This window comes from Citrobacter enshiensis (assembly GCF_029338175.1).
GTDB lineage: Bacteria > Pseudomonadota > Gammaproteobacteria > Enterobacterales > Enterobacteriaceae > Citrobacter_D > Citrobacter_D enshiensis.
On the sequence record NZ_CP119862.1, the window covers coordinates 3,372,191 to 3,396,620 of the forward strand.

A 24,430-nucleotide genomic window follows, 5' to 3' on the forward strand; every position below is an offset into this window, starting at 1 on the left:
CGGCTGCTGACCACAATGCCGTACGCTGAATACACGCGTGACGAGCAACCCATTAACTCACATGAGAACCCATACGACGCCATGAGCGACGACAATTCACACAGTAGTGACACATTAAACAGCAAAAAGGGATTTTTCTCCCTGTTACTGAGCCAACTGTTCCACGGTGAACCGAAAAACCGTGACGAACTGCTGGCGCTGATCCGTGATTCCGGGCAGAACGAGCTTATCGATGAAGATACGCGCGACATGCTCGAAGGGGTGATGGACATTGCGGACCAGCGCGTTCGTGACATCATGATCCCCCGCTCCCAGATGATTACCCTGAAACGCAACCAAACCCTGGACGAGTGCCTTGATGTCATCATCGAGTCTGCTCACTCGCGTTTTCCGGTGATCAGCGAAGATAAAGATCACATTGAAGGGATTCTGATGGCGAAGGATTTGCTGCCGTTTATGCGCAGCGATGCCGATGCTTTCAGCATGGAAAAAGTGTTACGCCAGGCAGTTGTCGTACCTGAGAGTAAGCGTGTTGACCGCATGCTGAAGGAGTTTCGCTCTCAGCGTTACCATATGGCGATCGTCATTGACGAATTCGGCGGTGTTTCGGGTCTGGTGACCATTGAAGATATTCTTGAACTGATTGTCGGTGAAATTGAAGACGAGTACGACGAAGAAGACGATATCGACTTCCGTCAACTCAGTCGCCACACCTGGACCATTCGCGCGCTGGCGCCCATTGAAGACTTCAACGACGCCTTCGGCACCAGCTTTAGCGATGAAGAGGTCGACACCATTGGTGGGCTGGTCATGCAGGCGTTTGGTCATCTGCCAGCGCGTGGTGAAACCATCGACATTGATGGTTATCAGTTCAAAGTGGCGATGGCCGATAGCCGTCGTATTATTCAGGTTCATGTCAGAATTCCGGATGACTCACCTCAGCCGAAACTGGACGAATAAAACCAGGATTGGACTTAAAATGGCATTTGCCTCATTGATTGAACGCCAGCGCATTCGCCTGCTGCTGGCGTTATTATTCGGCGTCTGCGGGACGCTGGCCTTTTCTCCGTATGACATCTGGCCTGCCGCGATTGTGTCGCTCATGGGTTTGCAGGCCCTCACCTTAAATCGCCGTCCGCTTCAGTCTGCCGCCGTGGGGTATTTCTGGGGGCTGGGACTCTTCGGCTCCGGCATTAACTGGGTTTACGTTAGCATTGCGCAGTTTGGCGGCATGCCCGGCCCGGTTAACGTCTTTCTCGTGGTGTTGCTGGCCGCTTATCTCTCGCTTTATACAGGGCTTTTTGCCGGCGTATTATCACGCTTGTGGCCAAAGACCACCTGGCTTCGCGTAGCGATTGCCGCCCCGGTAGTCTGGCAAGTAACGGAATTCCTGCGTGGCTGGGTATTAACCGGCTTCCCGTGGCTGCAGTTCGGTTACAGCCAGATTGACGGTCCGCTGAAAGGGCTGGCGCCGGTCATGGGTGTGGAAGCCATTAACTTCCTGTTGATGATGGTCAGCGGTCTGTTGGTCCTCGCCATCGCCACACGTCACTGGCGTCCCTTTGTCGTGGCTGCGGTGCTTTTCGCCCTCCCCTTCCCACTGCGCTATATCCAGTGGTATACCCCTGAGCCGGAAAAGACCATTCAGGTTTCGATGGTGCAGGGCGATATCCCGCAATCGCTGAAGTGGGATGAGAATCAGCTGATCAACACGCTAAAAATCTATCTCGACGCCTCACAGCCTGAGCTTGGAAAATCGCAGTTGATTATCTGGCCGGAGTCCGCGATTCCGGATCTGGAAATTAATCAGCAGCGTTTTCTTGGCATGATGGATGACCTGCTGAAATCGAAAAACAGCACGCTGATTACTGGCATTGTTGATGCGCGTCTGAACAAGAAAAACCGTTACGACACGTACAACACCATCATCACGCTGGGTAAAGACAGTCCGTACAGCTACGACTCAACCAATCGCTACAACAAAAATCACCTTGTCCCGTTTGGCGAGTTTGTGCCGCTGGAATCTATTCTGCGCCCGCTTGCGCCGTTCTTCGACCTGCCGATGTCGTCATTCAGTCGTGGGCCGTATGTGCAGCCGCAACTGCATGCGCACGGCTTCAAACTGACCGCCGCCATTTGCTACGAAATTATTCTCGGAGAACAGGTACGGGACAACTTCCGCCCCGATACCGATTACCTGCTGACCATCTCGAACGATGCCTGGTTTGGTAAATCTATTGGTCCGTGGCAGCACTTCCAGATGGCGCGGATGCGTTCACTGGAGCTGGCGCGTCCGCTGTTGCGCAGTACCAATAACGGCATTACGGCAGTCATTGGACCGCAGGGCGACATCCAGGCGATGATCCCACAGTTTACCCGTCAGGTGTTGACCACCAGCGTCACACCAACGACGGGCCTGACGCCCTACGCCCGCACCGGCAACTGGCCGTTGTGGGTAATCACCGCGTTGTTGGGTTTCGGTGCGGTGATCATGAGTCTGCGCCAGCGTCGTCAATAATCTCCTTCCCCTTTTGCCCGGTGGCGCTTCGCTTACCGGGCCTACAACTTCCCTCCCGTTTTTCACTCTGGCACGTCTATTGCTTTGTTATACAAGATAAATTCGTTTTTGGCCGATTGTGCAACCCGGTCGCACCAATACCGTTCGTTGGTAGCGCCAAAATAGTGCAATGACAAATTATTGTCTCTAAACGGTGCGGCGCACTTCGCAAAAATAAACAATAACGCAGCAATATCTTTACATTAAGCCAGACTAAATGTTAACAAACAGTCATAACACTGCACATTAAAGTTGCAGGTGATAACAACACAGACACTCACAATGGGTATCAATGCGTTTCTGACGCAGACGATAAAGGAGTTGGATATGCAATTACGTAAGCTGGCCACAGCAATGCTGGTGATGGGAATGTCTGCCGGTCTGGCGCATGCAGAAGATGCAGCACCTGCCGCAGGTAGCACGCTGGACAAGATCGCGAAAAATGACGTCATCGTCGTCGGCCATCGCGAATCCTCAGTGCCATTCTCTTATTACGACAACCAGCAGAAAGTGGTGGGTTATTCACAGGATTACTCCAACGCCATCGTTGAAGCCGTGAAGAAAAAACTCAACAAACCTGACCTGCAGGTGAAGCTGATCCCAATCACTTCTCAGAACCGTATTCCGCTACTGCAAAACGGCACATTCGACTTTGAATGTGGCTCCACCACCAACAACCTTGAACGTCAGAAACAGGCGGCTTTCTCCGACACTATTTTCGTCGTCGGTACTCGTCTGCTGGCGAAAAAAGGCGGTGATGTTAAAGACTTCCCGGACCTGAAAGGGAAAGCGGTCGTCGTTACTTCCGGCACAACCTCCGAAGTACTGCTGCATAAACTGAATGAAGAACAAAAAATGGACATGCGCATCATCAGCGCGAAAGACCATGGCGACTCCTTCCGTACCCTGGAAAGCGGTCGTGCGGTTGCCTTTATGATGGATGACGCGCTGCTGGCCGGCGAACGCGCAAAAGCGAAGAAACCGGACAACTGGGAAATCGTCGGTAAGCCGCAATCCCAGGAAGCCTACGGCTGTATGCTGCGTAAAGACGATCCCGAGTTTAAAAAGCTGATGGATGACACCATCGCCAAAGCACAGACCTCAGGTGAAGCGGAGAAATGGTTCGATAAATGGTTTAAAAACCCGATCCCACCAAAGAACCTGAATATGAATTTTGAACTGTCTGAGCAGATGAAAACGCTGTTCAAAGAACCGAATGATAAAGCGCTTAACTAACTAAAATAATGGGAGGTTTTCCCTCCCTCTCGATTGATGCTCAGCACGGACAGACTATATGCCAGGTGGTCGTTCCCCACCTGGCCTGAAAACCGCAAGTCGCTGCGCAACAATCTTCGAGGGTAGCCCTGCTACCCTTTTTTTTCTGGAGTAGATTTATGTCAATAGACTGGAACTGGGGGATTTTTTTACAACAAGCCCCGTTCGGCAACACCACCTATCTCGGCTGGCTCTGGAGCGGCTTTCAGGTCACCGTCGCGTTATCCATTAGCGCCTGGATTATTGCTTTCCTGGTCGGATCTTTATTCGGTATCCTGCGCACCGTTCCTAACCGCTTCCTCTCCAGCCTCGGCACGCTGTATGTAGAACTGTTTCGTAACGTTCCGCTGATTGTTCAATTTTTCACCTGGTATCTGGTGATCCCAGAACTGCTGCCCGAAAATATCGGCATGTGGTTCAAGTCTGAGCTGGACCCCAACATTCAATTCTTTCTCTCGTCCCTGTTTTGTCTGGGATTGTTTACTGCTGCTCGTGTTTGCGAACAGGTTCGTGCCGCTATCCAGTCCCTGCCGCGCGGGCAAAAAAATGCCGCGCTGGCCATGGGCCTGACGTTGCCGCAGGCGTATCGCTATGTTTTGCTGCCGAATGCGTATCGCGTGATTGTGCCGCCAATGACGTCAGAGATGATGAACCTGGTGAAAAACTCGGCCATCGCGTCCACGATTGGTCTGGTGGATATGGCCGCACAGGCGGGCAAACTGCTGGATTACTCCGCTCACGCCTGGGAATCGTTTACCGCCATTACGCTGGCCTATGTGTTGATTAACGCCTTCATCATGCTGGTGATGAATCTGGTGGAACGCAAAATCCGCCTGCCTGGCAATTTGGGAGGCAAATAATGTACGAATTTGACTGGAGTTCCATTGTTCCCTCCCTGCCTTATCTGCTGGCGGGACTGGTCATTACCCTGAAAATTACCGTCACCGCCGTTGTCATCGGGATTGTCTGGGGAACCCTTCTCGCGGTGATGCGACTCTCCAGCTTTGCGCCTGTTGCCTGGTTTGCCAAAGCCTACGTCAACGTATTCCGCTCCATCCCGCTGGTGATGGTACTGCTGTGGTTTTACCTGATTGTACCGGGGCTACTACAGGATGTGCTTGGACTCTCGCCAAAGGCCGATATTCGGTTGATTTCAGCGATGGTCGCGTTTTCCATGTTTGAAGCAGCATATTACTCAGAAATTATCCGTGCCGGTATCCAGAGTATTTCACGCGGTCAGTCCAGCGCGGCGCTGGCATTAGGAATGACACACTGGCAGTCAATGAAACTGATCATACTGCCGCAGGCGTTTCGCGCGATGGTGCCGTTGCTGCTCACCCAGGGCATTGTGCTATTCCAGGATACCTCGCTGGTCTACGTATTGAGTCTGGCGGACTTCTTCCGTACCGCCTCCACGATTGGCGAACGCGACGGTACACAGGTCGAAATGATTCTGTTCGCGGGTGCCGTCTATTTTGTTATTAGCCTGAGCGCGTCGTTGTTGGTCACCTATCTGAAGAAAAGGACAGTTTAATGATTACCCTGAAAAATGTTTCTAAATGGTATGGTCACTTTCAGGTGCTGACCGACTGCTCCACAGAAGTGCAAAAAGGGGAAGTGGTGGTCGTGTGCGGCCCTTCGGGTTCCGGCAAATCGACGCTTATCAAAACGGTGAACGGGCTGGAGCCTGTTCAACAGGGGGAAATTACCGTCGACGGCACCGTCGTTAACGATAAAAAAACGGATTTGGCGAAACTACGCTCTCGTGTAGGGATGGTTTTCCAGCACTTTGAACTGTTCCCGCACCTGTCCATCATTGAAAACCTGACGCTGGCGCAAGTGAAAGTCCTGAAGCGCGAGAAAGAACCGGCTCGCAAAAAGGCGCTGAAACTGCTTGAACGTGTGGGTCTTTCTGCGCATGCCGATAAGTTTCCGGCGCAGCTTTCCGGGGGCCAGCAGCAGCGTGTGGCGATCGCCCGTGCCTTGTGTATGGATCCCATCGCGATGTTGTTTGATGAGCCGACTTCCGCCCTCGATCCGGAAATGATCAATGAAGTGCTGGATGTCATGGTGGAGCTGGCGCATGAAGGCATGACCATGATGGTGGTGACTCACGAGATGGGCTTTGCACGGAAAGTGGCCAATCGGGTCATTTTTATGGATGAAGGCAAAATCGTCGAAGACTCGGAAAAAGAGGCCTTCTTTGCCAACCCGAAATCAGAACGCGCCAAAGATTTCCTCGCCAAAATCCTGCATTAATCTTGCTGGCGCGCACGCCATAGTGCGCGCCATTTCATGCTTTTCTGCACATAGTCCCGAATACCTTACTGCTCAGCGTTCCCCATGTTATATAAAAAACCGTACAAACCACCAGGAATGGGTAAGTTTGCAAAATGCTTAATCAAATGTCTTGATTGAGATCACCGCAATAAAATAGGGTGGCTTTATTCTGTTATTCTCATTTCCGACAAGTTAAAAATGCAATGGATAATGCAAATCTCGCTATTGGTATCGATTTGGGTACTACCAACAGTTTAATTGCCGTCTGGCAAGAAGGTCGCGCAAAATTAATCCCTAATAAATTTGGTGAATATTTAACGCCATCCATAATTAGTATCGATGAAAATAAACATATTTTGGTAGGTAAACCGGCGAAATCCCGACGCATCTCTCATCCGGATAAAACCGCCGCATTATTTAAACGGTCGATGGGCAGCAATATATCCTGGAAACTGGGTGATGAGTCATTTAATGCCCCGGAATTGTCCTCTTTAGTTTTGCGGTCGTTAAAAGAAGATGCGGAAGAGTACCTTCATCAGCCTGTAAATGATGTAGTGATTTCCGTTCCCGCCTACTTCAGCGACGAGCAACGTAAACATACCCGCCTGGCGGCGGAGTTGGCTGGGTTGAATGCGGTGCGTTTAATCAATGAACCGACCGCCGCCGCGATGGCTTATGGCCTGCACACGCAGCAAAATACCCGTTCGCTGGTTTTCGACCTTGGCGGCGGCACCTTCGACGTGACGGTACTTGAATACGCTACTCCGGTCATCGAAGTACATGCATCCGCAGGCGACAACTATCTGGGCGGCGAAGACTTTACCACTATGCTGGTTGATGCGGCTCTGAAACACTGGGAGCTCAACAAATCAACCCTGCCCGAAGCCGCGCTTGCTGAACTGTATTCCATGGCCGAAACCGCAAAATGCGACGGCGATATGCCACTGAAGCTGTCATGGTGCCCCGTTCACGATCGCGAGTTGATGACGTGCGAATTTTACGAAGATGAGCTGGAAGACCTGTGGCTGCCGCTGCTTAATCGTCTGCGCGTACCGATTGAACAGGCGCTAAGAGACGCACGACTGAAGCCGAGTCAGATAGACAGTCTGGTGCTCGTCGGCGGCGCCTCGCAAATGCCGTTGGTGCATCGCATCGCCGTTCGCCTTTTCGGCAAATTGCCCTATCAAAATTATGACCCCAGTACCATTGTCGCACTCGGCGCTGCCATTCAGGCCGCCTGCCGGTTACGCAGTGAAGATGTCGAAGAGGTCATTCTTACCGATATTTGCCCTTATTCATTAGGCATTGAGGTCTGCCAACAAGGCGTCTCGGGGATCTTCTCACCGATCATTGAGCGTAATACCACGGTCCCGGTTTCAAAGGTCGAGACCTACTCCACCATGCACCCTGACCAGGACTCTATTCAGGTTAATGTTTATCAGGGCGAAAATCATAAAGTTAAAAATAATATACTGGTGGAGTCGTTCGATGTGCCATTGGAAAAAACCGGTGCCTATCAGTCGATAGACATTCGCTTTAGCTACGATATCAATGGGCTGCTGGAAGTTGATATCCTGCTGGAAGACGGGAAAACGGAGTCGAGAGTAATCAACCATAGCCCGGCGTTACTGACTCAGCAGCAAATCGACGCCAGTCGGGCGCGCTTGCAAGAATTGAAAATTTATCCGCGGGATATGTTGGCCAACCGGACGTTTAAGGCGCAACTGGAAGAAAGATGGTCACGCGCGCTGAGTGAAGAGCGGGAGTGGCTCGGTAAAATCATTACCGATTTCGATGCCGCTCTGCTCTCCAACGATCAAGAGCGTGTTGATAACGTTCGCCACCGGGCCTGTGAATATCTGGGTATTGAAGAACCGAAAGCGCCGTAACGGGCGCTTTCGGTCGTCAGAAGCGTGCGCTAGAAAAAATGGAAGAATCGGTTTAAGGCGCCGACAATTAGCGCAATGAAGCCGATGATTTTTAGTACTTTCATTGTGTTACTGGTTGGTACATCAGGGGCCGTTTTTTCAACTTCAGGCGGTGCGTTTTTCGCCTCCTGAAGCTCTTCCTCAAGGTCTTTCTTGTCACGAAGATCGCCCTGTTTCAGAGGGATTTTAGCAAGTAATGAGCGAGTGACCAGCGCTTCCAGCGGACAAGCCTCATCGGCTTCCAGACGCATAAGCAAGCGATAAAACGCTTTTTGTTTCGGAAACGCTTCGAGGACAACTTGTTCAGCCGTCCGGTAGAGATCGAGTAACGGCGTTTCCGGTTCGCCCTGCTCCTTCAGCATCGTCTTCGACCACGACATGGCTTTCCGTTTGTAGAGCAGCGACTCGACAAACGAGCGGCCCAATGACGACAGCCGACCGCTGTGCAAAATCTCCGCCCACAATAGACGCGTCCGCGCGCTTTCGCCGGGAACATACTTCAGCGACATTCCTTCAGCATCGACCAGGCTACGAGCTTCAATCACCAGTACCAACAGCGGGAAATAATCGGGGCGATACTGGCGACACCAGTGCAACAGCAGATCGTCAGCGTGTGTCGAGGGCCAGGTCTGCCAGAAGGCGCAGAGATCGGGCAGTAAGCTCTCTCCTTCCTGGAGGCACAATCGCTGGACACAAAGGCAATAGTGCGCATCCTCATTTTCTGGTTCAGCATCCCGCCATTCATAGGCAACCTTTAATAATTCTTCTCCTCCGCATCGCAATACACTGTGCCAACGCAACAGTTTACGATGTAGTTGTTTGTCATCAGGGATAACCCAGGTTCCGTGAATTTGATGCAGAAATGTCATTAAATATTCGGAATGATAATGCCAGATACGTTCAAGTTCGAAGAAATAGCTGATGGTTTGGTTTTGCGCAGCGTTTGACCATTCAGCAATACTAAGGAGATCAAAACAGTCACCCAACTTTACGGCTTCCAGAAATGCTTCCTGATGCTCTTCGTCTATCACGTCGTTTTTCTGTGAAGGCTGCCAGTTTAATCGCTCGGCTAATAAAGAGAGGCAATTGAACGAAATATGGCGCGTATTCATCGCTATCTCGCAAAGCGGCCAGCGCAACTTGTCGATCTCGTCCATCGGACACAAATTTAGCTGTTGAATAAATCGCTGCCAGGCAGAGGGTTGAAAACGATCGCGGTCTGACGCCACCAGGGCCCGAAATGCGGTAAGAATGTCATGCTCATCCTCAACATCGACCACAATATCATCGTCAGGTTGTTGCGCCTGGCGCTGCGCGTCTTCATAGGCCTGACGAAGCTGTTTAAAGCCTTGCGGATCACTTTCAGGATGAAACGACGGTAACAGTGCGAGATAAGCCTGGCGGATTACATCTATTTGCGTCGTGGCTTCAACGCCGAGGATTTGCCAACAGGTTTTCATAGGTCGCTCACTCCTTTAAGCGTTTCAGGGCACTCCGGCTCTGTGACTAAAGGTCTCCAGGGTAATGTGATATAAAAACGCTCCCCACTGGACACCAGTTCATCGAACATTCGCCCACCTGAACGATCATAGCTATAACGAACCAACGTATCGCGTAGACTTTCACTGTCAGAGGATTGCCAGTACAAGCGCCCGAGGGAGTATGCGGCGAAATACTGCATCCAGCCATTATAAAAATGACCGGCCCTCGCATAGATTCGTGACTGTAACCACAGGCTCTCTTCTTCCGTTAACCATTTATTCAGTACCCCCATCCGGCACAAAAAACCCATCCGCACGTAATCCCAGGCCTTAATTCCCGCCTCGCCACAGCACATAGCTGTTTCGGCAACGAAGCGGGCGTAGATATGCCCACGGTCACCCATTTTGGTCATCGATTCACGCCATTCACGAGGCGTTAAATGAAACCAGGCGGAATAAAGCCCTGCCAGACCTTCCGCATGACCATCATCGGTCATTCGGTAAATGGTTTGAATTAACTCTTCACGATCCTCAATACCCCATGAATCAGAGAGATCGACATGATCTATTCCGGTATACATTGCAGGCGAAGAGTGCGAAGGTTCATTGCCGCTATACAGCACCTCCATTGGCGCAGAAAGTGCAAAAAGTAAATATTGTTCGTCCTTATCCATAAATAATCCCTGTCAGTCATTTATTTCGCTAAATATACACTCCGTTGATCGCACTGAAGCAACGCTCACGACTTAACCCGTCGCCGCAAGGTGATGCAAAATTCTGACCACCGCACCGCAAATCAACACAATGTAGAAAATGATTTTAATAATGCCAGGGCCATCGTTGTCAGCTGCTTCACTTTCCACTTTAGCCGGTTGAGATGTTTCAACCCGGCTTGCCTCGGCAGAGCTCACCAATAACCAGCGAATGATGATGGCCTCCAGTGGGCAGCATGCCGCGTCATCAAGTCGGCTCACTAAAGACTGCAACGGTGCTTCCGCTGGCGGCTCGGAACAGACCAGCCGATCGGCCGCCTGATAGAGCGACGATAAGGGACCTGAGCCACTTTCCTGGCCCGGCGTCTGTTTCATCCTCGGTTTACTGCGTATATTCAGCCACGATGTCAGGAAATCACGACTTAACGGCGACAAATCGCCGCTATACAGAATATCCGCCCATAACAAACGGGTATGGGCGCTGTCACCCGGAATGTAAACCAGCGGTTTGCCTTTCTCGTTCACCCGCTCTCTGGCTTCGATGACCAGCGCGAGTAAGGGAGCAGTGCCAATCCGGTGCTGGCGACACCAGTACAGCAGGAGCGCGTCCGCCTGTGTTGAAGGGAAACGCTGCCAGAAGGCGCAAAGATCGGGCAGCAGGCTATCGCTTTCACCACAGTACACGCGCTGAGCACACGCATAATAGTGAGCATCTTCGTTTTCGGGTTCCGCTTCACGCCACGCGCGTGCGTAGGCCAGCAATTCCGGCATGCCGCATTTCAGTGCGCTGTACCAGCGCAGTAAATTGCGATGGAGGCGGGTATCGTCAGGGGTCACGACCGTGCGATGAATGGACAAAAAAGCCGCCAACCATTCGGGGTGGTTGAACCAGATTCGGCCAAACATACGGAAAAAATCTATCGCTTCATTTTGAGCAACAGCAGAAAGGTCGGTTAATGTGCTGAAAGCGAAAATATCGCCTCTACCAAGAGTATCCAGAAATGATTCGAGCTCTTCCTGAACGATTTGTTCAGTGTTAGGCTGCTGACGCCAGCTTAAGCGTTCAGCTAACAGCCTAATACAATCAAAAGAGAGATAGTCGCTCGCCATCGCAATCTCACACAACCGCCAGCGCAATTCATCAACTTCATCAATAGAGTACGTATTCAATCGCTGGATAAACCGTTGCCAGGCAGAAGGCTGAAAACGTTCGGTATCCGAGGCTAACAGTGCGCGGAATGCAATGAGAACGTCATGTTCTACCGCCATCGGATGCGGAGATGTGTCCGTTTCCTCAGATGGCGATTCAGCCAGCAGCAGTGCCTCTTCATAGGCCTGACGTAGCTGTTTAAACCCCTGTGGATCCGTTTCCGGGTGAAAGGAAGGTAATAACGCCAGATATGCCTGACGAATAATATCCTTGTTTTCCGTCATAGCAATATTGAGCGTCTCCCAGCAGCTTTTCATAATTCGCTCAACTCCTTAAGCGTGTCCGGGCGGGTGGGATATTCAGCAAAGTATTCCCACGGCAACGTCGTATAAAATCGATGCTCACCGGCAAGGAGTTCATGAAACATGCTGTTGCCCGATTCGTCATATTCTTTACGGGCTAAAACATCGCACAATAATGGCAGGTTGTTATCCTCAGGTGCCTGCCAGTACATCCGCCCGAAAGAATAGGCCGCAAAATATTGCACCCAACCGCGATAAGCGTGGATAGCGCGTACATGGATACGCGACTGGATCCACAAGCTTTCCTCTTCCGTCAACCACCGATTGAGCACCCCAACCCGACATAAAAAGCCCATACGGACATAGTCCCAGGACTTAATGCCCCCTTCTCCACAACATGCGGCGGTACTGGCGACAAACTGCGCATAAGCACGGTATCGTTCACTCAATGAACCTACGTATTCACGCCACTCGGTGGGGGAAAAGCGAAACCATCGATGATAGAGGAAAGCAAGTTGTGTGGCATGACCACCGTCCATCCGGGTACGAAGCATTTTAAGTAAATCATCACGATTATTAATCCCCCAGGAAGAGGAGAGGTCGAAAAACCTTCTGCCTAAATACATTCTCGGCGAAGAATGTGAGGGTAAGCAGTGGAATTCATTAAGCACCTCCATGGGGGTGGAGAGTGCAAAAAGCAAAGATTGAGACTCCATGTCCATTAGACTTCCTTCTTAAATATTCACTCCATTTATAAAAACAAAGACGCGTAACACATTTATTTATTCGCATCAAACACTGTATAGTATGCACAAAATAGGGCACGCGCTAAAACAGGAAATATTAATAACAAATCATAAATATATTAAATATGACAGGGAGCAATAATGATTTATTCATCAAACATATGTGACAGATTGTCTCAGGAAGAGATCATTGAGCTTGCCTGCCAGGGAGAATACGAAGCTCAATATATATTAGGCATTTATTATAATAATGACTGCGTGCGTAACTCCGATGACGACAAACAAGCTTTCTATTGGCTACACCAGGCCGCCGAACAAGGCCATTGCGAGGCACAATATTTTCTTGGGTTAAAGTACAACAATGATGAGAGTGCCAGCAAAGATAACGAAAAAGCACTCACCTGGTTTAAGAAAGCCGCCCTTCAGGGGCATAAATTAGCCCCTAACATGGTGGGGTGGATACTTGCTGAAGAGATAAAACTCCATTACGAAGATGCTGTTGCCTGGTACCGTATGGGCGCAGAACGAGGTCATTACAATGCCCAGAACAATCTGGCCAGAATGTATCAAGCGGGAAAAGGCATTGAGCAGGACTATCAGCAGGCTATCTACTGGCATAAACAGGCTGCAATGCAGGGCTACGACTACGCCCAGGAAAATCTGGCGGATATGTACAATGACGGTATTGGTGTTCCCCAAAGTAAGGCTCTGGCCGCATACTGGTATATGAAATGTGCTTTGCAAGGCAGAGTCAGGGCTCAGTTTTCGTTAGGGTATCAGTATAACGAGGGTGAAGGTGTCGAACAGGATTACCAGCAATCAATGTACTGGTATCTGAAAGCGGCAGACCAGGGCAGTGTTGGAGCCTGTGTCAATATTGGCTATATGTATAGAAACGCCCGCGGTGTAGAACAAAACTACCCGCTCGCGCTGGAATGGTTTAATAAAGCGGCGGAGCAAGGAAATCCTATCGCCTGGTATAACATCGCCTTGATGTACCATTATGGTGAAGGTATGCCAGCCGATCTCCACAAGGCGCTCGACCTGTACAAAAAAGTGCAATTGTCGAACGAACTGGATGTCCGCGAAAAAATTCAGGAAGTGGAAGCGTTACTCGCTGGTTAACACCACCCGAAAGCGCTTATTTCAGCACCAGCAGCTTCTTCGACATCACTTGCGTGGTGGTGACTTCATTCTCGTCATCCCGCACCGCCTGCGTCACCTTCAGCAGCCCCGGATGCCGGGTGTCGCGTTGCACAATATCCGCGGCCTTCGCCCCTTCCTGAATATTGAAATTTCTGGCAATAGCCGGAAGAACCTGAATCCACTGCTGTTGTTGAATATCGTAGACATACACCAGACGAGAGGCTCTGCTCTACCACTCAGGGAAAATCACCACTCTGTCGCGACCTCTTTCATCCAGTGCGGTTCGCAGATTTGCTGTTCATCCGTGGGTGTCAGGGTGATATCGGCAAGCGCGGGAACAGAAACCACACCTAAAACAAGCGCGATCCCCACTCTACGAAATAGTGAATAAAACAACTCATGTTATTTATTTCCTTTATATATCTCCCAATACGCATAAAGGTGCTCCTCACGGAACACCTTTACCATCAGCGCCAGCATAAACCGGCGGATCAGCGAGATAAACCCTTACGGCTCAAACGGCCTACGCTGGAACTGGTCATGACCGCATTTCGGGCACAGCGGCAGCACATCCGGGGTGTAGACCGCTAAATGGAAATGGCATTTTTCGCAGACCAGATTGCCCAGCCCTACTACCTCTCCGCTGTGATAGACGCCATGGTGGCTCAAATCCTGAAAAACTTCACGCCACTCCAGTTGCGTTTTGTCGGTGATGTCGGCCAGTTCCTGCCAGATGCTCTCTTTGATCACCCGCATAAAAACGCTGTCGGTTTCCTCGCTCTGGCTCTCCTCGTAGCTAATGGCGAACTCTTCCAGGTCGCGTCTGACGGCGCGCGTCAGTTCGTCCACTTCCGTTCGTGTTAACTCCCCTGCCTGCAAAACACGCTGACGCGCTTGTGCTACCAACGCATCAATATCTCGTTCGCCATTTCGCAAGCGTTCGCTTAATGACGCCACCAGTTCACGGTAATATTGAGCAACCTTGTTCATCACTTCGCCTCCTGGGTCGTTAACTGTCTATAATAATAGACGTTATTTGCGCGCCACTCTGCAAGAGTGCCCACAGAGTATGTAAATTCGTGCAAGAATTGTCCTTGCGGGAATTCAGAGCAGAATGCGCGAAAGGCTGTTTTGACGCGGGCGTTTGGGCTATGCTATGCGGATCTGAAACACCACCTCTAAGGCTACGTTTGTAGCTGTATTGAAAACAGGACCACTGGCTGCCATGCAAGAGCAATACCGCCCGGAAGAGATAGAATCCAAAGTACAGCTTCACTGGGATGAGAAGCGCACATTTGAAGTAACCGAAGACGAGAGCAAAGAGAAGTATTACTGCCTGTCTATGCTTCCCTATCCTTCTGGTCGACTACACATGGGCCACGTACGTAACTACACCATCGGTGACGTGATCGCCCGTTACCAGCGTATGCTGGGCAAAAACGTCCTGCAGCCTATCGGCTGGGATGCATTCGGTCTGCCTGCAGAAGGCGCGGCGGTAAAAAATAACACCGCCCCGGCACCGTGGACGTATGACAACATCGCCTACATGAAAAACCAGCTCAAAATGCTGGGCTTCGGCTATGACTGGAGCCGCGAGCTGGCGACCTGCACCCCGGAATACTACCGTTGGGAGCAAAAATTCTTCACCGAGCTGTACAAAAAAGGCCTGGTGTATAAGAAAACGTCAGCGGTGAACTGGTGCCCTAACGACCAGACCGTACTGGCAAACGAGCAGGTGATCGACGGCTGCTGCTGGCGCTGCGACACCAAAGTTGAGCGTAAAGAGATCCCTCAGTGGTTTATCAAAATCACCGCTTACGCTGACGAACTGCTGCGCGATCTGGACAACCTGGATCACTGGCCAGACACCGTTAAAACCATGCAGCGTAACTGGATTGGTCGCTCTGAAGGCGTAGAAATCACCTTTAACGTGACCGGTTATGACAACACGCTGACCGTCTATACCACCCGTCCTGACACCTTTATGGGCGCCACGTATCTGGCGGTTGCTGCGGGTCACCCACTGGCGCAGAAAGCGGCCGAGAATAACCCACAGCTGGCGTCCTTTATCGACGAATGCCGTAATACCAAAGTTGCCGAAGCAGATATGGCGACCATGGAGAAGAAAGGCGTTGATACTGGCTTTAAAGCGGTTCATCCGTTAACGGGTGAAGAGATCCCGGTATGGGCGGCAAACTTTGTCCTGATGGAATACGGTACCGGCGCCGTAATGGCAGTTCCCGGTCACGACCAGCGCGATTACGAGTTTGCATCAAAATACGGTCTGAATATCAAACCGGTTATCCTGGCGGCTGATGGTTCCGAGCCGGATCTGTCCCAACAAGCGCTAACCGAGAAAGGCGTTCTGTTTAACTCTGGTGAATTCAGCGGTCTGAGCTTTGAAGAGGGTTTCAATGCTATCGCCGACAAATTAACGGCGCTGGGCGTAGGTGAGCGTAAAGTTAACTACCGTCTGCGCGACTGGGGCGTTTCCCGTCAGCGTTACTGGGGCGCACCGATCCCGATGGTGACACTGGAAGACGGTACGGTACTGCCGACCCCGGAAGATCAACTGCCGGTGATTCTGCCGGAAGATGTGGTGATGGACGGTATCAGCAGCCCGATCAAAGCCGATCCTGAGTGGGCGAAAACCACCGTTAACGGCCAGCCAGCGCTGCGCGAAACCGACACCTTCGACACCTTTATGGAGTCCTCCTGGTACTACGCGCGTTACACCTGTCCGCAGTACAACGACGGTATGCTGGACCCGGAAGCGGCAAACTACTGGCTGCCGGTTGATATCTACATTGGTGGTATTGAACACGCCATCATGCACCTGCTCTATTTCCGCTTCTTCCACAAACTGATGCGCGATGCGGGCATGGTCAACTCTGACGAACCGGCTAAGCAGTTGCTGTGTCAGGGTATGGTGCTGGCAGACGCCTTCTACTACGTTGGTGAGAACGGCGAGCGTAACTGGGTTTCTCCGGTTGATGCTATCGTTGAGCGCGACGAAAAAGGCCGTATTGTTAAAGCCAAAGATGCCGCGGGCCATGAGCTGGTGTATACCGGCATGAGCAAAATGTCCAAGTCCAAGAATAACGGTATCGACCCGCAGGTCATGGTTGAACGTTACGGCGCGGACACCGTGCGTCTGTTTATGATGTTTGCGTCCCCGGCTGATATGACGCTGGAGTGGCAGGAGTCCGGTGTTGAAGGGGCAAACCGCTTCCTGAAACGTGTCTGGAAACTGGTTTACGAACATACGTCTCAGGGCGATGTTGTCGCGCTGAATGTCGGAAGCCTGAGCGAAGATCAAAAAGCACTGCGCCGTGACGTGCATAAAACGATTGCGAAAGTGACCGATGATATTGGTCGTCGTCAGACCTTCAATACCGCGATCGCCGCGATTATGGAGCTGATGAACAAGCTGGCGAAAGCACCGACGGAAAGCGAGCAGGACCGCGCCCTGATGCAGGAAGCGCTGCTGGCGGTGGTCCGTATGCTCAACCCGTTCACACCGCATGCCTGCTTCACCTTATGGCAGGCGCTGAAAGGCGAAGGCGATATCGATAACGCGCCGTGGCCAGTAGCTGACGAAAGCGCTATGGTTGAAGACTCCACGCTGGTTGTGGTTCAGGTCAACGGCAAAGTCCGTGGCAAAATCACCGTTCCGGTGAATGCAACTGAAGAGCAGGTTCGCGAACGTGCTGGCCAGGAACATCTGGTGGCAAAATATCTTGATGGGGTTACCGTGCGTAAAGTGATTTACGTTCCGGGTAAACTTCTCAATCTGGTCGTTGGCTAAGCGCGGGAGGAAGCGTGCGATTTCTGACAACATTGGTGTTATCTCTGGCGGTGCTTGCCACCGCCGGGTGTGGCTGGCACCTGCGTAATACCACGCAGGTTCCTGACACGATGAAAACCATGATTCTGGACTCAGGCGATCCGAACGGCCCGTTAAGCCGTGCGGTGCGTAATCAGTTACGTCTGAATGATATCGAATTGCTTGAAAAAGACTCGATGCGCCAGGATGTTCCGTCATTGCGCCTGGGCCGGGTGAGTATCGCAAAAGATACGGCCTCTGTTTTCCGGGACGGTCAAACGGCGGAATATCAAATGATAATGACCGTTAACGCCAGCGTATTGGTTCCCGGGAATGACATTTATCCTATCAGCGTGAAGGTATATCGCTCGTTCTTCGACAACTCGCAGATGGCGCTGGCGAAGGATAACGAAGAGGAGATGATCATCAAAGAGATGTACGACAAGGCTGCCGAACAGTTGATTCGTAAACTGCCGAGCGTTCATGTTGCTGATGTTCAGTCATCCAAAGAGGACAAGGCGGCTGTTGAGAATTCAACCGCCGCTCCGGCATCTTCATCGTCACGCGTCACTACCACGCTGGGTAACTGATGCTTAAGTTGTACCCTGAACAACTCCGCGCACAGCTCAATGAAGGGCTGCGCGCGGCGTATTTATTGCTGGGCAACGACCCGCTCCTGTTGCAGGAAAGCCAGGATGCTATCCGTCAGGTCGCTGCCGAAAATGGATTTGAAGAACACCACACCGTCACGATCGATACCAGTACCGACTGGGATTCACTTTTCTCGATATGTCAGGCCATGAGTCTGTTTGCCAGTCGGCAAACGCTCCTTTTACTGCTCCCCGAGAATGGCCCCAATGCCGCCATCAACGAGCAACTCGCGACACTGACCACTCTGCTGCATGACGATCTCCTGCTGATCGTTCGGGGCAATAAACTCACCAAAGCCCAGGAAAATGCAGCATGGTACACCGCGCTGACAGCGGCGGGCGTGCAGGTCAGTTGCCAGACGCCGGAGCAAGCCCAGCTTCCGCGCTGGGTTGCCGCACGAGCAAAGCAAAATGGTCTACAGCTGGATGACGCGGCAAATCAGCTGTTGTGTTACTGCTACGAAGGTAACCTGTTAGCGCTGGCGCAGGCGCTGGAACGGCTGTCACTGTTGTGGCCCGACGGGAAACTCACTCTGCCCCGCGTGGAGCAAGCCGTTAACGATGCTGCCCATTTTACCCCTTTCCATTGGGTGGACGCGTTATTGATGGGCAAAAGCAAACGCGCGCTGCATATCTTGCAGCAGCTACGGCTCGAAGGCAGCGAACCTGTGATTCTGCTGCGCACAATACAGCGTGAGTTACTGTTACTGGTTAACCTGAAACGGCAATCTACGCATACGCCGCTGCGCGCCTTATTTGACAAGCATCGGGTATGGCAAAATCGTCGGGGCATGGTTGGCGATGCGCTGAATCGCCTGAGTCAGACCCAGCTCCGCCAGGCGGTACAGTTACTGACACGTACAGAAATTACGCTTAAACAAGATTATGGTCAGTCGGTATGGACTGAGCTGGAGGGACTCTCTCTCCTGCTCTGTCATAAAGCACTGGCCGATGTTTTTATTGATGGTTGATTATGAAATCACTGCAGGCTCTGTTTGGCGGCACCTTTGATCCGGTGCATTATGGTCATCTCAAACCCGTAGAAACGCTGGCCAATTTGATTGGCTTGTCCCGGGTCATTGTCATGCCCAACAACGTGCCGCCGCATCGCCAGCAACCAGAAGCCTCTGGTCTCCAGCGCAAACACATGCTTGAACTGGCCATCGCCGACAAACCGTTATTTGCCCTGGACGAGCGTGAACTGAAGCGCCCCACTGCCTCTTATACTGCGCAAACGCTGCGCGAATGGCGGATTGAACAGGGCCCGGAATGCCCTCTGGCTTTTATCATCGGCCAGGACTCACTGCTCACCTTTCCCTCATGGTATGACTATGAAACCATTCTGGATAATACCCATTTGATTGTCTGTCGGCGTCCCGGATACCCGCTGGCGATGGCTAACGAGCAACATCAACAATGGCTGGAACGCCATCTGACGTCTGTGCCAGATGATTTACACCAGCTACCTGCGGGGAAAATCTATCTGGCAGAAACCCCGTGGTTCAATATCTCCGCAACGTTAATCCGCGAACGTCTGGAAAAAGGTGAGCCCTGCGATGATTTGATGCCAGAGTCGGTGCTGAACTACATCAATCAGCAGGGACTGTATCGGTAAACACTCCGCTTAGCGCAGCGAGAACCCGATTATTCTCCTCACGGCTACGAATCGCCACCCGATAAAAACGGGCATCAAGCCCTGGGTAGTTGGCGCAACTGCGAATCAAAATATGCTGCTCCAGCAAAGCCTGTTGTAAATCAACGCCCTTCCGGTCACAGCGTAACAGAAGATAATTCGCCTGACCGGGATACACCGTCAGTCCCGGTAATTCACGCAAAAACGCATAAAATCGCGGCCCCTCTTGCGCCAGCCACCGCCACGTCGCCTGTTGATAAGCGGTATCCTGCAAGATAATCTCACCGGCCAGCGCCGCAAACGCATTGATAGACCACGGCATTTGCTGATTGCGCATCTTCGCCACGGCACATTCGTCACTGTTGACCAGATACCCCAGACGCAGACCCGGCATGGCGTAAAATTTGGTGAGCGAGCGTAGTACCCAGATGTGCGGATGTTTTTCCAGCAGCGGAATAAATCCCTGCTGGTCAGAAATAAAATCAATAAACGCTTCATCCAGGATCAGGGCGATCCCCAACGTTTTACAGCGTTCAGCGATCGCCAGGATCAAATGGGGGTCAGGTAGCAGCCCGGTCGGGTTGTTGGGCGTACAAAGAAAGAGGCAATCCAGCTCAGGCGTCAACGCGTCAAGGATCGCGTCAGTCAACTGCCAGCCATCGGCTTCGCGTAGCGCAAACTCATGTATAGAACAATCCCCCCACTGTAGCGCCCGACGGTATTCGGCAAACCCTGGGGTCACAATCATCGCATGGCGTGGCCTGAGACCTTTCACCAGCGTAAAAATAGACTCCGTTTCACCATTGCCCGCCAGAATCCACGCAGCAGGAATGCGGTGATGTCGCGCCAGCGCCTGATGCAGGCTGAAATATTCCACATCAGGATATTTCTCTGCACTGGCAAGATTGTCGATGATCGCGCGTTTTAGACTCTCAGGCATACCCAGGGGATTGATATTTGCGCTAAAATCCAGCAGCTGTTCAGGCAAGATGCCCAACAATGCGGCGGCTTCCCGGGTGTTACCGCCATGTTCACTCTTCAGTAGAGACATCGTGCCGCTCCGGTTAAAAGCGTCTAGTTTATTGAAAAAACCTTGAGCAATCAGGGCGAATATCATGTTTTGCGTGAATCAGGTATCAAGAGGGGAAAAATGCGACTCTGGTTAGTACGTCATGGGGAAACCGAAGCTAACGTAGCCGGGCTATACAGTGGCCATGCTCCAACACCGCTGACAGACAAAGGAATAGCGCAGGCCAGCACGTTGCATACATTGCTGCGTGAAGTGCCTTTCGAGAAGGTGTTTTGCAGTGAACTGGAGCGCGCCCGCCACACCGCGCGGTTAGTCCTGCACGAACGCGACGTTCCGCTGCGTATTTTGCCGGAGCTTAATGAGATGTTTTTTGGCGACTGGGAAATGCGACACCACCGCGATCTGGCACGTGAAGACGCAGAAAGCTACGCCGCCTGGTGCGCAGACTGGCAAAACGCCATTCCCACCAATGGCGAAGGTTTCCAGGCATTTTCGCAGCGTATCGAACGTTTCATCGCACAATTATCTGATTACAAAGAATATAATAACTTACTGGTGGTCAGCCACCAGGGCGTGTTGAGCCTGCTGATTGCACGGCTATTATCGATGCCCGCCACCTCAATATGGCATTTCCGGGTCGATCAGGGCTGCTGGAGCGCCATTGATTTCTGTGAAGATTTTGCCACCTTAAAGGTATTGAACAGTCGGGCAGTCTGGAAGCCGGGTGAGTAAAACGCTCTTTTTTCACCTCAACGGCGTCGCGATCATTGACACCCCCTGACAGGCTGATATCCTCCGCAGCCAGACTTTTTTCGTCTTTCAGAGCTTCGCAGAAATTGTTTTACAAAAATGGCGATGCATTCTGTTGCGCGGGGTGGGATGATAGCCCACTTTCTAAAGCCTGTTCGGTGACTTTTGTCCCGACATCGCCTCTGGTTCAGGTATACTAACGGACCTTTTTATCTCTATTCATACCCCAGGGGGAAAACTTGCAGGGTAAAGCACTCCAGGATTTTGTTATTGACAAAATTGATGACCTGAAAGGTCAGGACATCATCGCCTTAGACGTTCAGGGTAAATCCAGTATCACCGACTGCATGATTATCTGCACCGGTACATCCAGCCGTCATGTTATGTCCATCGCCGATCACGTGGTACAGGAATCTCGCGCTGCCGGTATGCTGCCGCTCGGCGTTGAAGGTGAAAACGTCGCGGACTGGATCGTCGTTGACCTGGGCGATGTCATCGTTCATGTCATGCAGGAAGAGAGCCGTCGTCTGTACGAACTGGAAAAACTCTGGAGTTAATGCGTGAAGCTTCAACTTGTCGCTGTTGGCACGAAAATGCCTGACTGGGTACAAACGGGATTTACGGAGTACCTTCGGCGTTTTCCAAAAGACATGCCTTTTGAGCTGATAGAAATTCCAGCGGGAAAGCGCGGCAAGAACGCGGACATTAAACGCATACTCGATAAAGAGGGTGAGCAGATGCTGGCCGCCGCAGGCAAAAACCGCATCGTCACCCTCGATATCCCGGGCAAACCCTGGGATACGCCGCAACTGGCGACAGAACTGGAACGCTGGAAGCTGGATGGCCGCGACGTCAGCCTGCTGATTGGCGGCCCGGAGGGGTTATCTCCTGCCTGTAAAGCGGCGGCAGAACAAAGCTGGTCCCTCTCTGCGCTAACGCTTCCCCACCCTCTTGTTCGGGTGCTGGTCGCAGAGAGTCTGTACCGGGCGTGGAGCATTACCACCAATCACCCTTATCACCGTGAGTGATCGTTTAAGCCTTGAGTAGATTAAGCAGCGGATGAAACTACAGAATTCTTTTCGCGACTATACGGCTGAGTCCGCGCTGTTTGTGCGCCGGGCGCTGGTTGCCTTTTTGGGTATATTGCTGCTAACCGGCGTGCTCATCGCCAATCTTTATAATCTGCAAATCGTGCGTTTTACCGATTACCAGACCCGCTCAAATGAAAACCGTATAAAACTGGTGCCTATCGCCCCCAGTCGCGGGATCATATACGACCGCAATGGTATCCCCTTAGCCCTTAACCGCACCATTTACCAGATAGAAATGATGCCGGAAAAGGTGGATAACGTTCAGGAAACGCTGGATGCGCTGCGCAATGTCGTCGATTTAAACGACGACGATATCGCTGCCTTCAAAAAAGAGCGCTCACGCTCCCACCGCTTTACGTCTATTCCCGTTAAAACAAACCTGACAGAAGTTCAGGTGGCGCGTTTTGCCGTCAACCAGTACCGTTTTCCCGGCGTGGAAGTGAAAGGCTACAAACGTCGCTACTACCCGTATGGTTCTGCGCTGACCCACGTCATTGGCTACGTCTCGAAGATTAACGACAAAGATGTCGAGCGCCTTGATAAAGACGGCAAACTGGCCAACTATGCCGCGACGCATGATATCGGTAAGCTCGGTATTGAACGTTATTATGAAGAGGTCCTGCACGGTCAGACGGGTTACGAAGAAGTTGAAGTCAACAACCGTGGTCGCGTGATCCGCCAGCTCAAAGAGGTGCCGCCGCAGGCCGGGCACGACATCTACCTGACGTTGGATCTTAAACTTCAGCAATATATCGAAACGCTGTTAGCAGGCAGTCGTGCCGCCGTCGTGGTGACCGATCCCCGAACGGGCGGCGTACTGGCGATGGTCTCCATGCCAAGTTACGATCCTAACCTCTTTGTCGATGGCATCTCCAGCAAAGATTATTCAGGTTTGCTCAACGATCCGAATACGCCGCTGGTTAACCGCGCCACTCAGGGTGTTTACCCCCCGGCCTCGACGGTTAAACCGTATGTAGCGGTATCTGCGCTCAGCGCTGGCGTGATCACCCGCAATACCGGTCTGTTTGACCCAGGCTGGTGGCAGTTGCCAGGTTCCGAGAAGCGCTACCGCGACTGGAAAAAATGGGGGCATGGCCACCTTAACATCACGAAATCACTGGAAGAGTCGGCGGATACGTTTTTCTATCAGATTGCCTATGATATGGGGATTGACCGCCTCTCCGAGTGGATGAGTAAGTTTGGCTACGGCCATTATACCGGGATCGACCTCTCCGAAGAGCGTTCCGGCAACATGCCGACCCGTGAGTGGAAGCAAAAGCGCTTTAAGAAACCGTGGTATCAGGGCGACACCATTCCGGTGGGTATCGGTCAGGGTTACTGGACTGCGACGCCAATCCAGATGAGTAAAGCGCTGATGATCCTCATCAATGACGGTGTGGTGAAGGTTCCCCATCTGCTGATGAGTACGACAGAAAACGGTAAACAGGTTCCCTGGGAACAACCGCACGAAAAACCCGTCGGTGATATCCATTCGGGTTACTGGGAACTGGCTAAAGACGGGATGTATGGCGTGGCAAACCGTGGGAACGGTACTGCGCATAAATACTTCGCCAGCGCGCCTTATAAAATTGCCGCAAAATCCGGTACCGCGCAGGTCTTTGGTCTGAAAGCCAATGAAACCTACAACGCGCACAAAATTGCCGAGCGTTTACGTGACCATAAACTGATGACGGCATTCGCGCCATACAACGAGCCCCGGGTTGCCGTGGCCATAATTCTTGAAAACGGCGGCGCAGGCCCGGCGGTGGGGACGATTATGCGTCAAATCCTCGACCACATTATGTTGGGTGACAACAACACCAATTTGCCTGCGGAAAACCCAGCGGTTACAGCGGCGGAGGACCAATAATC

24 protein-coding genes are annotated in these 24,430 nt (G+C 51.8%); 16 read left to right on the forward strand and 8 right to left on the reverse strand.

Annotated features, from left to right (window positions below):
- The first annotated feature begins 81 nt into the window (after window positions 1–81).
- The 7 genes from corC to P2W74_RS16275 all read left to right on the forward strand — a co-directional run bounded on the left by corC (window position 82) and on the right by P2W74_RS16275 (window position 8,001).
- Window positions 82–960 (forward strand): CNNM family magnesium/cobalt transport protein CorC, encoded by an 879-nt coding sequence (corC, locus tag P2W74_RS16245; protein WP_192614318.1) that lies wholly within the window; start codon window positions 82–84, stop codon window positions 958–960.
- Window positions 961–979: 19 nt separating this feature from the next.
- A complete protein-coding gene (gene lnt, locus P2W74_RS16250; RefSeq protein ID WP_276292415.1) occupies window positions 980–2,518 on the forward strand; it encodes an apolipoprotein N-acyltransferase in 1,539 nt (512 codons plus the stop codon).
- Between the two features lie 366 nt (window positions 2,519–2,884).
- Entirely contained in the window at window positions 2,885–3,793 is a 909-nt protein-coding gene (locus P2W74_RS16255) for an amino acid ABC transporter substrate-binding protein (RefSeq protein ID WP_276292416.1), read from the forward strand.
- A gap of 158 nt (window positions 3,794–3,951) precedes the next feature.
- Window positions 3,952–4,692, forward strand: a complete 741-nt coding sequence (gltJ, locus tag P2W74_RS16260; RefSeq protein ID WP_276292417.1) for a glutamate/aspartate ABC transporter permease GltJ — start codon at window positions 3,952–3,954, stop codon at window positions 4,690–4,692.
- A complete protein-coding gene (gene gltK, locus P2W74_RS16265) occupies window positions 4,692–5,366 on the forward strand; it encodes a glutamate/aspartate ABC transporter permease GltK (RefSeq protein ID WP_276292418.1) in 675 nt (224 codons plus the stop codon). The genes gltJ and gltK overlap by 1 nt, the downstream gene beginning before the upstream one ends.
- Window positions 5,366–6,091 (forward strand): glutamate/aspartate ABC transporter ATP-binding protein GltL, encoded by a 726-nt coding sequence (gltL, locus tag P2W74_RS16270; RefSeq protein ID WP_162382568.1) that lies wholly within the window; start codon window positions 5,366–5,368, stop codon window positions 6,089–6,091. Before gltK ends, gltL begins: the two co-directional genes overlap by 1 nt.
- Before the next feature lie 224 nt (window positions 6,092–6,315).
- Window positions 6,316–8,001, forward strand: coding sequence for a molecular chaperone HscC (locus P2W74_RS16275; RefSeq protein ID WP_276292419.1), 1,686 nt, complete (start codon window positions 6,316–6,318; stop codon window positions 7,999–8,001).
- Window positions 8,002–8,030: 29 nt separating this feature from the next.
- Here the strand turns inward: P2W74_RS16275 and P2W74_RS16280 are convergent, their stop codons facing one another.
- From P2W74_RS16280 to P2W74_RS16295, 4 genes are all read right to left on the reverse strand, one after another.
- A complete protein-coding gene (locus P2W74_RS16280; RefSeq protein ID WP_276292420.1) occupies window positions 8,031–9,500 on the reverse strand; it encodes a J domain-containing protein in 1,470 nt (489 codons plus the stop codon).
- Complete coding sequence (locus P2W74_RS16285; RefSeq protein ID WP_276292421.1) at window positions 9,497–10,195, reverse strand: DUF1266 domain-containing protein; 699 nt, start codon at window positions 10,193–10,195, stop codon at window positions 9,497–9,499. Before P2W74_RS16285 ends, P2W74_RS16280 begins: the two co-directional genes overlap by 4 nt.
- Before the next feature lie 72 nt (window positions 10,196–10,267).
- On the reverse strand, window positions 10,268–11,701 hold the full coding sequence (locus tag P2W74_RS16290) for a J domain-containing protein (protein ID WP_276292422.1): 1,434 nt from the start codon (window positions 11,699–11,701) through the stop codon (window positions 10,268–10,270).
- Window positions 11,698–12,408, reverse strand: a complete 711-nt coding sequence (locus tag P2W74_RS16295) for a DUF1266 domain-containing protein (protein WP_276292423.1) — start codon at window positions 12,406–12,408, stop codon at window positions 11,698–11,700. The genes P2W74_RS16290 and P2W74_RS16295 overlap by 4 nt, the downstream gene beginning before the upstream one ends.
- 165 nt (window positions 12,409–12,573) lie before the next feature.
- On the opposite strand from P2W74_RS16295, the gene P2W74_RS16300 reads away from it, so the two are divergent.
- Window positions 12,574–13,557: a tetratricopeptide repeat protein gene (locus P2W74_RS16300; RefSeq protein WP_276292424.1), complete on the forward strand. Its 984-nt coding sequence runs from the start codon at window positions 12,574–12,576 to the stop codon at window positions 13,555–13,557.
- A gap of 16 nt (window positions 13,558–13,573) precedes the next feature.
- Here the strand turns inward: P2W74_RS16300 and P2W74_RS16305 are convergent, their stop codons facing one another.
- The 3 genes from P2W74_RS16305 to P2W74_RS16315 all read right to left on the reverse strand — a co-directional run bounded on the left by P2W74_RS16305 (window position 13,574) and on the right by P2W74_RS16315 (window position 14,568).
- Entirely contained in the window at window positions 13,574–13,789 is a 216-nt protein-coding gene (locus P2W74_RS16305) for a hypothetical protein (RefSeq protein ID WP_276292425.1), read from the reverse strand.
- Between the two features lie 35 nt (window positions 13,790–13,824).
- A complete protein-coding gene (locus tag P2W74_RS16310) occupies window positions 13,825–13,974 on the reverse strand; it encodes a hypothetical protein (RefSeq protein WP_276292426.1) in 150 nt (49 codons plus the stop codon).
- A gap of 111 nt (window positions 13,975–14,085) precedes the next feature.
- Window positions 14,086–14,568 (reverse strand): zinc ribbon-containing protein, encoded by a 483-nt coding sequence (locus P2W74_RS16315; RefSeq protein ID WP_276292427.1) that lies wholly within the window; start codon window positions 14,566–14,568, stop codon window positions 14,086–14,088.
- 235 nt (window positions 14,569–14,803) lie between these two features.
- Between P2W74_RS16315 and leuS the strand changes: the two genes are divergently transcribed.
- Genes leuS through nadD form a run of 4 tightly spaced genes read left to right on the forward strand, consistent with a single transcriptional unit; the run spans window position 14,804 to window position 19,669 of the window.
- Window positions 14,804–17,386, forward strand: coding sequence for a leucine--tRNA ligase (gene leuS / locus P2W74_RS16320; RefSeq protein WP_276292428.1), 2,583 nt, complete (start codon window positions 14,804–14,806; stop codon window positions 17,384–17,386).
- A gap of 14 nt (window positions 17,387–17,400) precedes the next feature.
- On the forward strand, window positions 17,401–17,994 hold the full coding sequence (gene lptE / locus P2W74_RS16325; RefSeq protein ID WP_276292429.1) for an LPS assembly lipoprotein LptE: 594 nt from the start codon (window positions 17,401–17,403) through the stop codon (window positions 17,992–17,994).
- Window positions 17,994–19,025 carry a DNA polymerase III subunit delta gene (gene holA / locus P2W74_RS16330; RefSeq protein WP_276292430.1) on the forward strand — a complete coding sequence of 344 codons (1,032 nt, stop codon included), beginning with the start codon at window positions 17,994–17,996 and terminating at the stop codon, window positions 19,023–19,025. The genes lptE and holA overlap by 1 nt, the downstream gene beginning before the upstream one ends.
- Before the next feature lie 2 nt (window positions 19,026–19,027).
- Window positions 19,028–19,669, forward strand: coding sequence for a nicotinate-nucleotide adenylyltransferase (nadD, locus tag P2W74_RS16335; protein ID WP_276292431.1), 642 nt, complete (start codon window positions 19,028–19,030; stop codon window positions 19,667–19,669).
- Here nadD and cobD read toward each other — a convergent pair.
- Complete coding sequence (gene cobD, locus P2W74_RS16340; RefSeq protein ID WP_276292432.1) at window positions 19,644–20,738, reverse strand: threonine-phosphate decarboxylase CobD; 1,095 nt, start codon at window positions 20,736–20,738, stop codon at window positions 19,644–19,646. The genes nadD and cobD overlap by 26 nt on opposite strands.
- A 99-nt stretch (window positions 20,739–20,837) precedes the next feature.
- Between cobD and P2W74_RS16345 the strand changes: the two genes are divergently transcribed.
- The 4 genes from P2W74_RS16345 to mrdA all read left to right on the forward strand — a co-directional run bounded on the left by P2W74_RS16345 (window position 20,838) and on the right by mrdA (window position 24,428).
- Window positions 20,838–21,449, forward strand: a complete 612-nt coding sequence (locus P2W74_RS16345; RefSeq protein ID WP_276292433.1) for an adenosylcobalamin/alpha-ribazole phosphatase — start codon at window positions 20,838–20,840, stop codon at window positions 21,447–21,449.
- A gap of 257 nt (window positions 21,450–21,706) precedes the next feature.
- The gene (gene rsfS / locus P2W74_RS16350) at window positions 21,707–22,024 is read left to right on the forward strand and encodes a ribosome silencing factor (protein WP_162382576.1); all 318 of its coding nucleotides are present in this window, start codon (window positions 21,707–21,709) and stop codon (window positions 22,022–22,024) included.
- Between the two features lie 3 nt (window positions 22,025–22,027).
- The gene (gene rlmH / locus P2W74_RS16355; protein ID WP_003022725.1) at window positions 22,028–22,495 is read left to right on the forward strand and encodes a 23S rRNA (pseudouridine(1915)-N(3))-methyltransferase RlmH; all 468 of its coding nucleotides are present in this window, start codon (window positions 22,028–22,030) and stop codon (window positions 22,493–22,495) included.
- A 31-nt stretch (window positions 22,496–22,526) separates the two neighbouring features.
- The gene (mrdA, locus tag P2W74_RS16360) at window positions 22,527–24,428 is read left to right on the forward strand and encodes a peptidoglycan DD-transpeptidase MrdA (protein ID WP_276292434.1); all 1,902 of its coding nucleotides are present in this window, start codon (window positions 22,527–22,529) and stop codon (window positions 24,426–24,428) included.
- The last annotated feature ends 2 nt before the right edge of the window (window positions 24,429–24,430 follow it).

Coding starts and splice junctions, on each gene's coding strand:
- corC (WP_192614318.1), top strand. CDS start 82: ATGAGCGACGACAATTCACACAGTAGTGACACATTAAACAGCAAAAAG.
- lnt (WP_276292415.1), top strand. CDS start 980: ATGGCATTTGCCTCATTGATTGAACGCCAGCGCATTCGCCTGCTGCTG.
- P2W74_RS16255 (WP_276292416.1), top strand. CDS start 2,885: ATGCAATTACGTAAGCTGGCCACAGCAATGCTGGTGATGGGAATGTCT.
- gltJ (WP_276292417.1), top strand. CDS start 3,952: ATGTCAATAGACTGGAACTGGGGGATTTTTTTACAACAAGCCCCGTTC.
- gltK (WP_276292418.1), top strand. CDS start 4,692: ATGTACGAATTTGACTGGAGTTCCATTGTTCCCTCCCTGCCTTATCTG.
- gltL (WP_162382568.1), top strand. CDS start 5,366: ATGATTACCCTGAAAAATGTTTCTAAATGGTATGGTCACTTTCAGGTG.
- P2W74_RS16275 (WP_276292419.1), top strand. CDS start 6,316: ATGGATAATGCAAATCTCGCTATTGGTATCGATTTGGGTACTACCAAC.
- P2W74_RS16280 (WP_276292420.1), bottom strand. CDS start 9,500: ATGAAAACCTGTTGGCAAATCCTCGGCGTTGAAGCCACGACGCAAATA.
- P2W74_RS16285 (WP_276292421.1), bottom strand. CDS start 10,195: ATGGATAAGGACGAACAATATTTACTTTTTGCACTTTCTGCGCCAATG.
- P2W74_RS16290 (WP_276292422.1), bottom strand. CDS start 11,701: ATGAAAAGCTGCTGGGAGACGCTCAATATTGCTATGACGGAAAACAAG.
- P2W74_RS16295 (WP_276292423.1), bottom strand. CDS start 12,408: ATGGACATGGAGTCTCAATCTTTGCTTTTTGCACTCTCCACCCCCATG.
- P2W74_RS16300 (WP_276292424.1), top strand. CDS start 12,574: ATGATTTATTCATCAAACATATGTGACAGATTGTCTCAGGAAGAGATC.
- P2W74_RS16315 (WP_276292427.1), bottom strand. CDS start 14,568: ATGAACAAGGTTGCTCAATATTACCGTGAACTGGTGGCGTCATTAAGC.
- leuS (WP_276292428.1), top strand. CDS start 14,804: ATGCAAGAGCAATACCGCCCGGAAGAGATAGAATCCAAAGTACAGCTT.
- holA (WP_276292430.1), top strand. CDS start 17,994: ATGCTTAAGTTGTACCCTGAACAACTCCGCGCACAGCTCAATGAAGGG.
- nadD (WP_276292431.1), top strand. CDS start 19,028: ATGAAATCACTGCAGGCTCTGTTTGGCGGCACCTTTGATCCGGTGCAT.
- cobD (WP_276292432.1), bottom strand. CDS start 20,738: ATGTCTCTACTGAAGAGTGAACATGGCGGTAACACCCGGGAAGCCGCC.
- P2W74_RS16345 (WP_276292433.1), top strand. CDS start 20,838: ATGCGACTCTGGTTAGTACGTCATGGGGAAACCGAAGCTAACGTAGCC.
- mrdA (WP_276292434.1), top strand. CDS start 22,527: ATGAAACTACAGAATTCTTTTCGCGACTATACGGCTGAGTCCGCGCTG.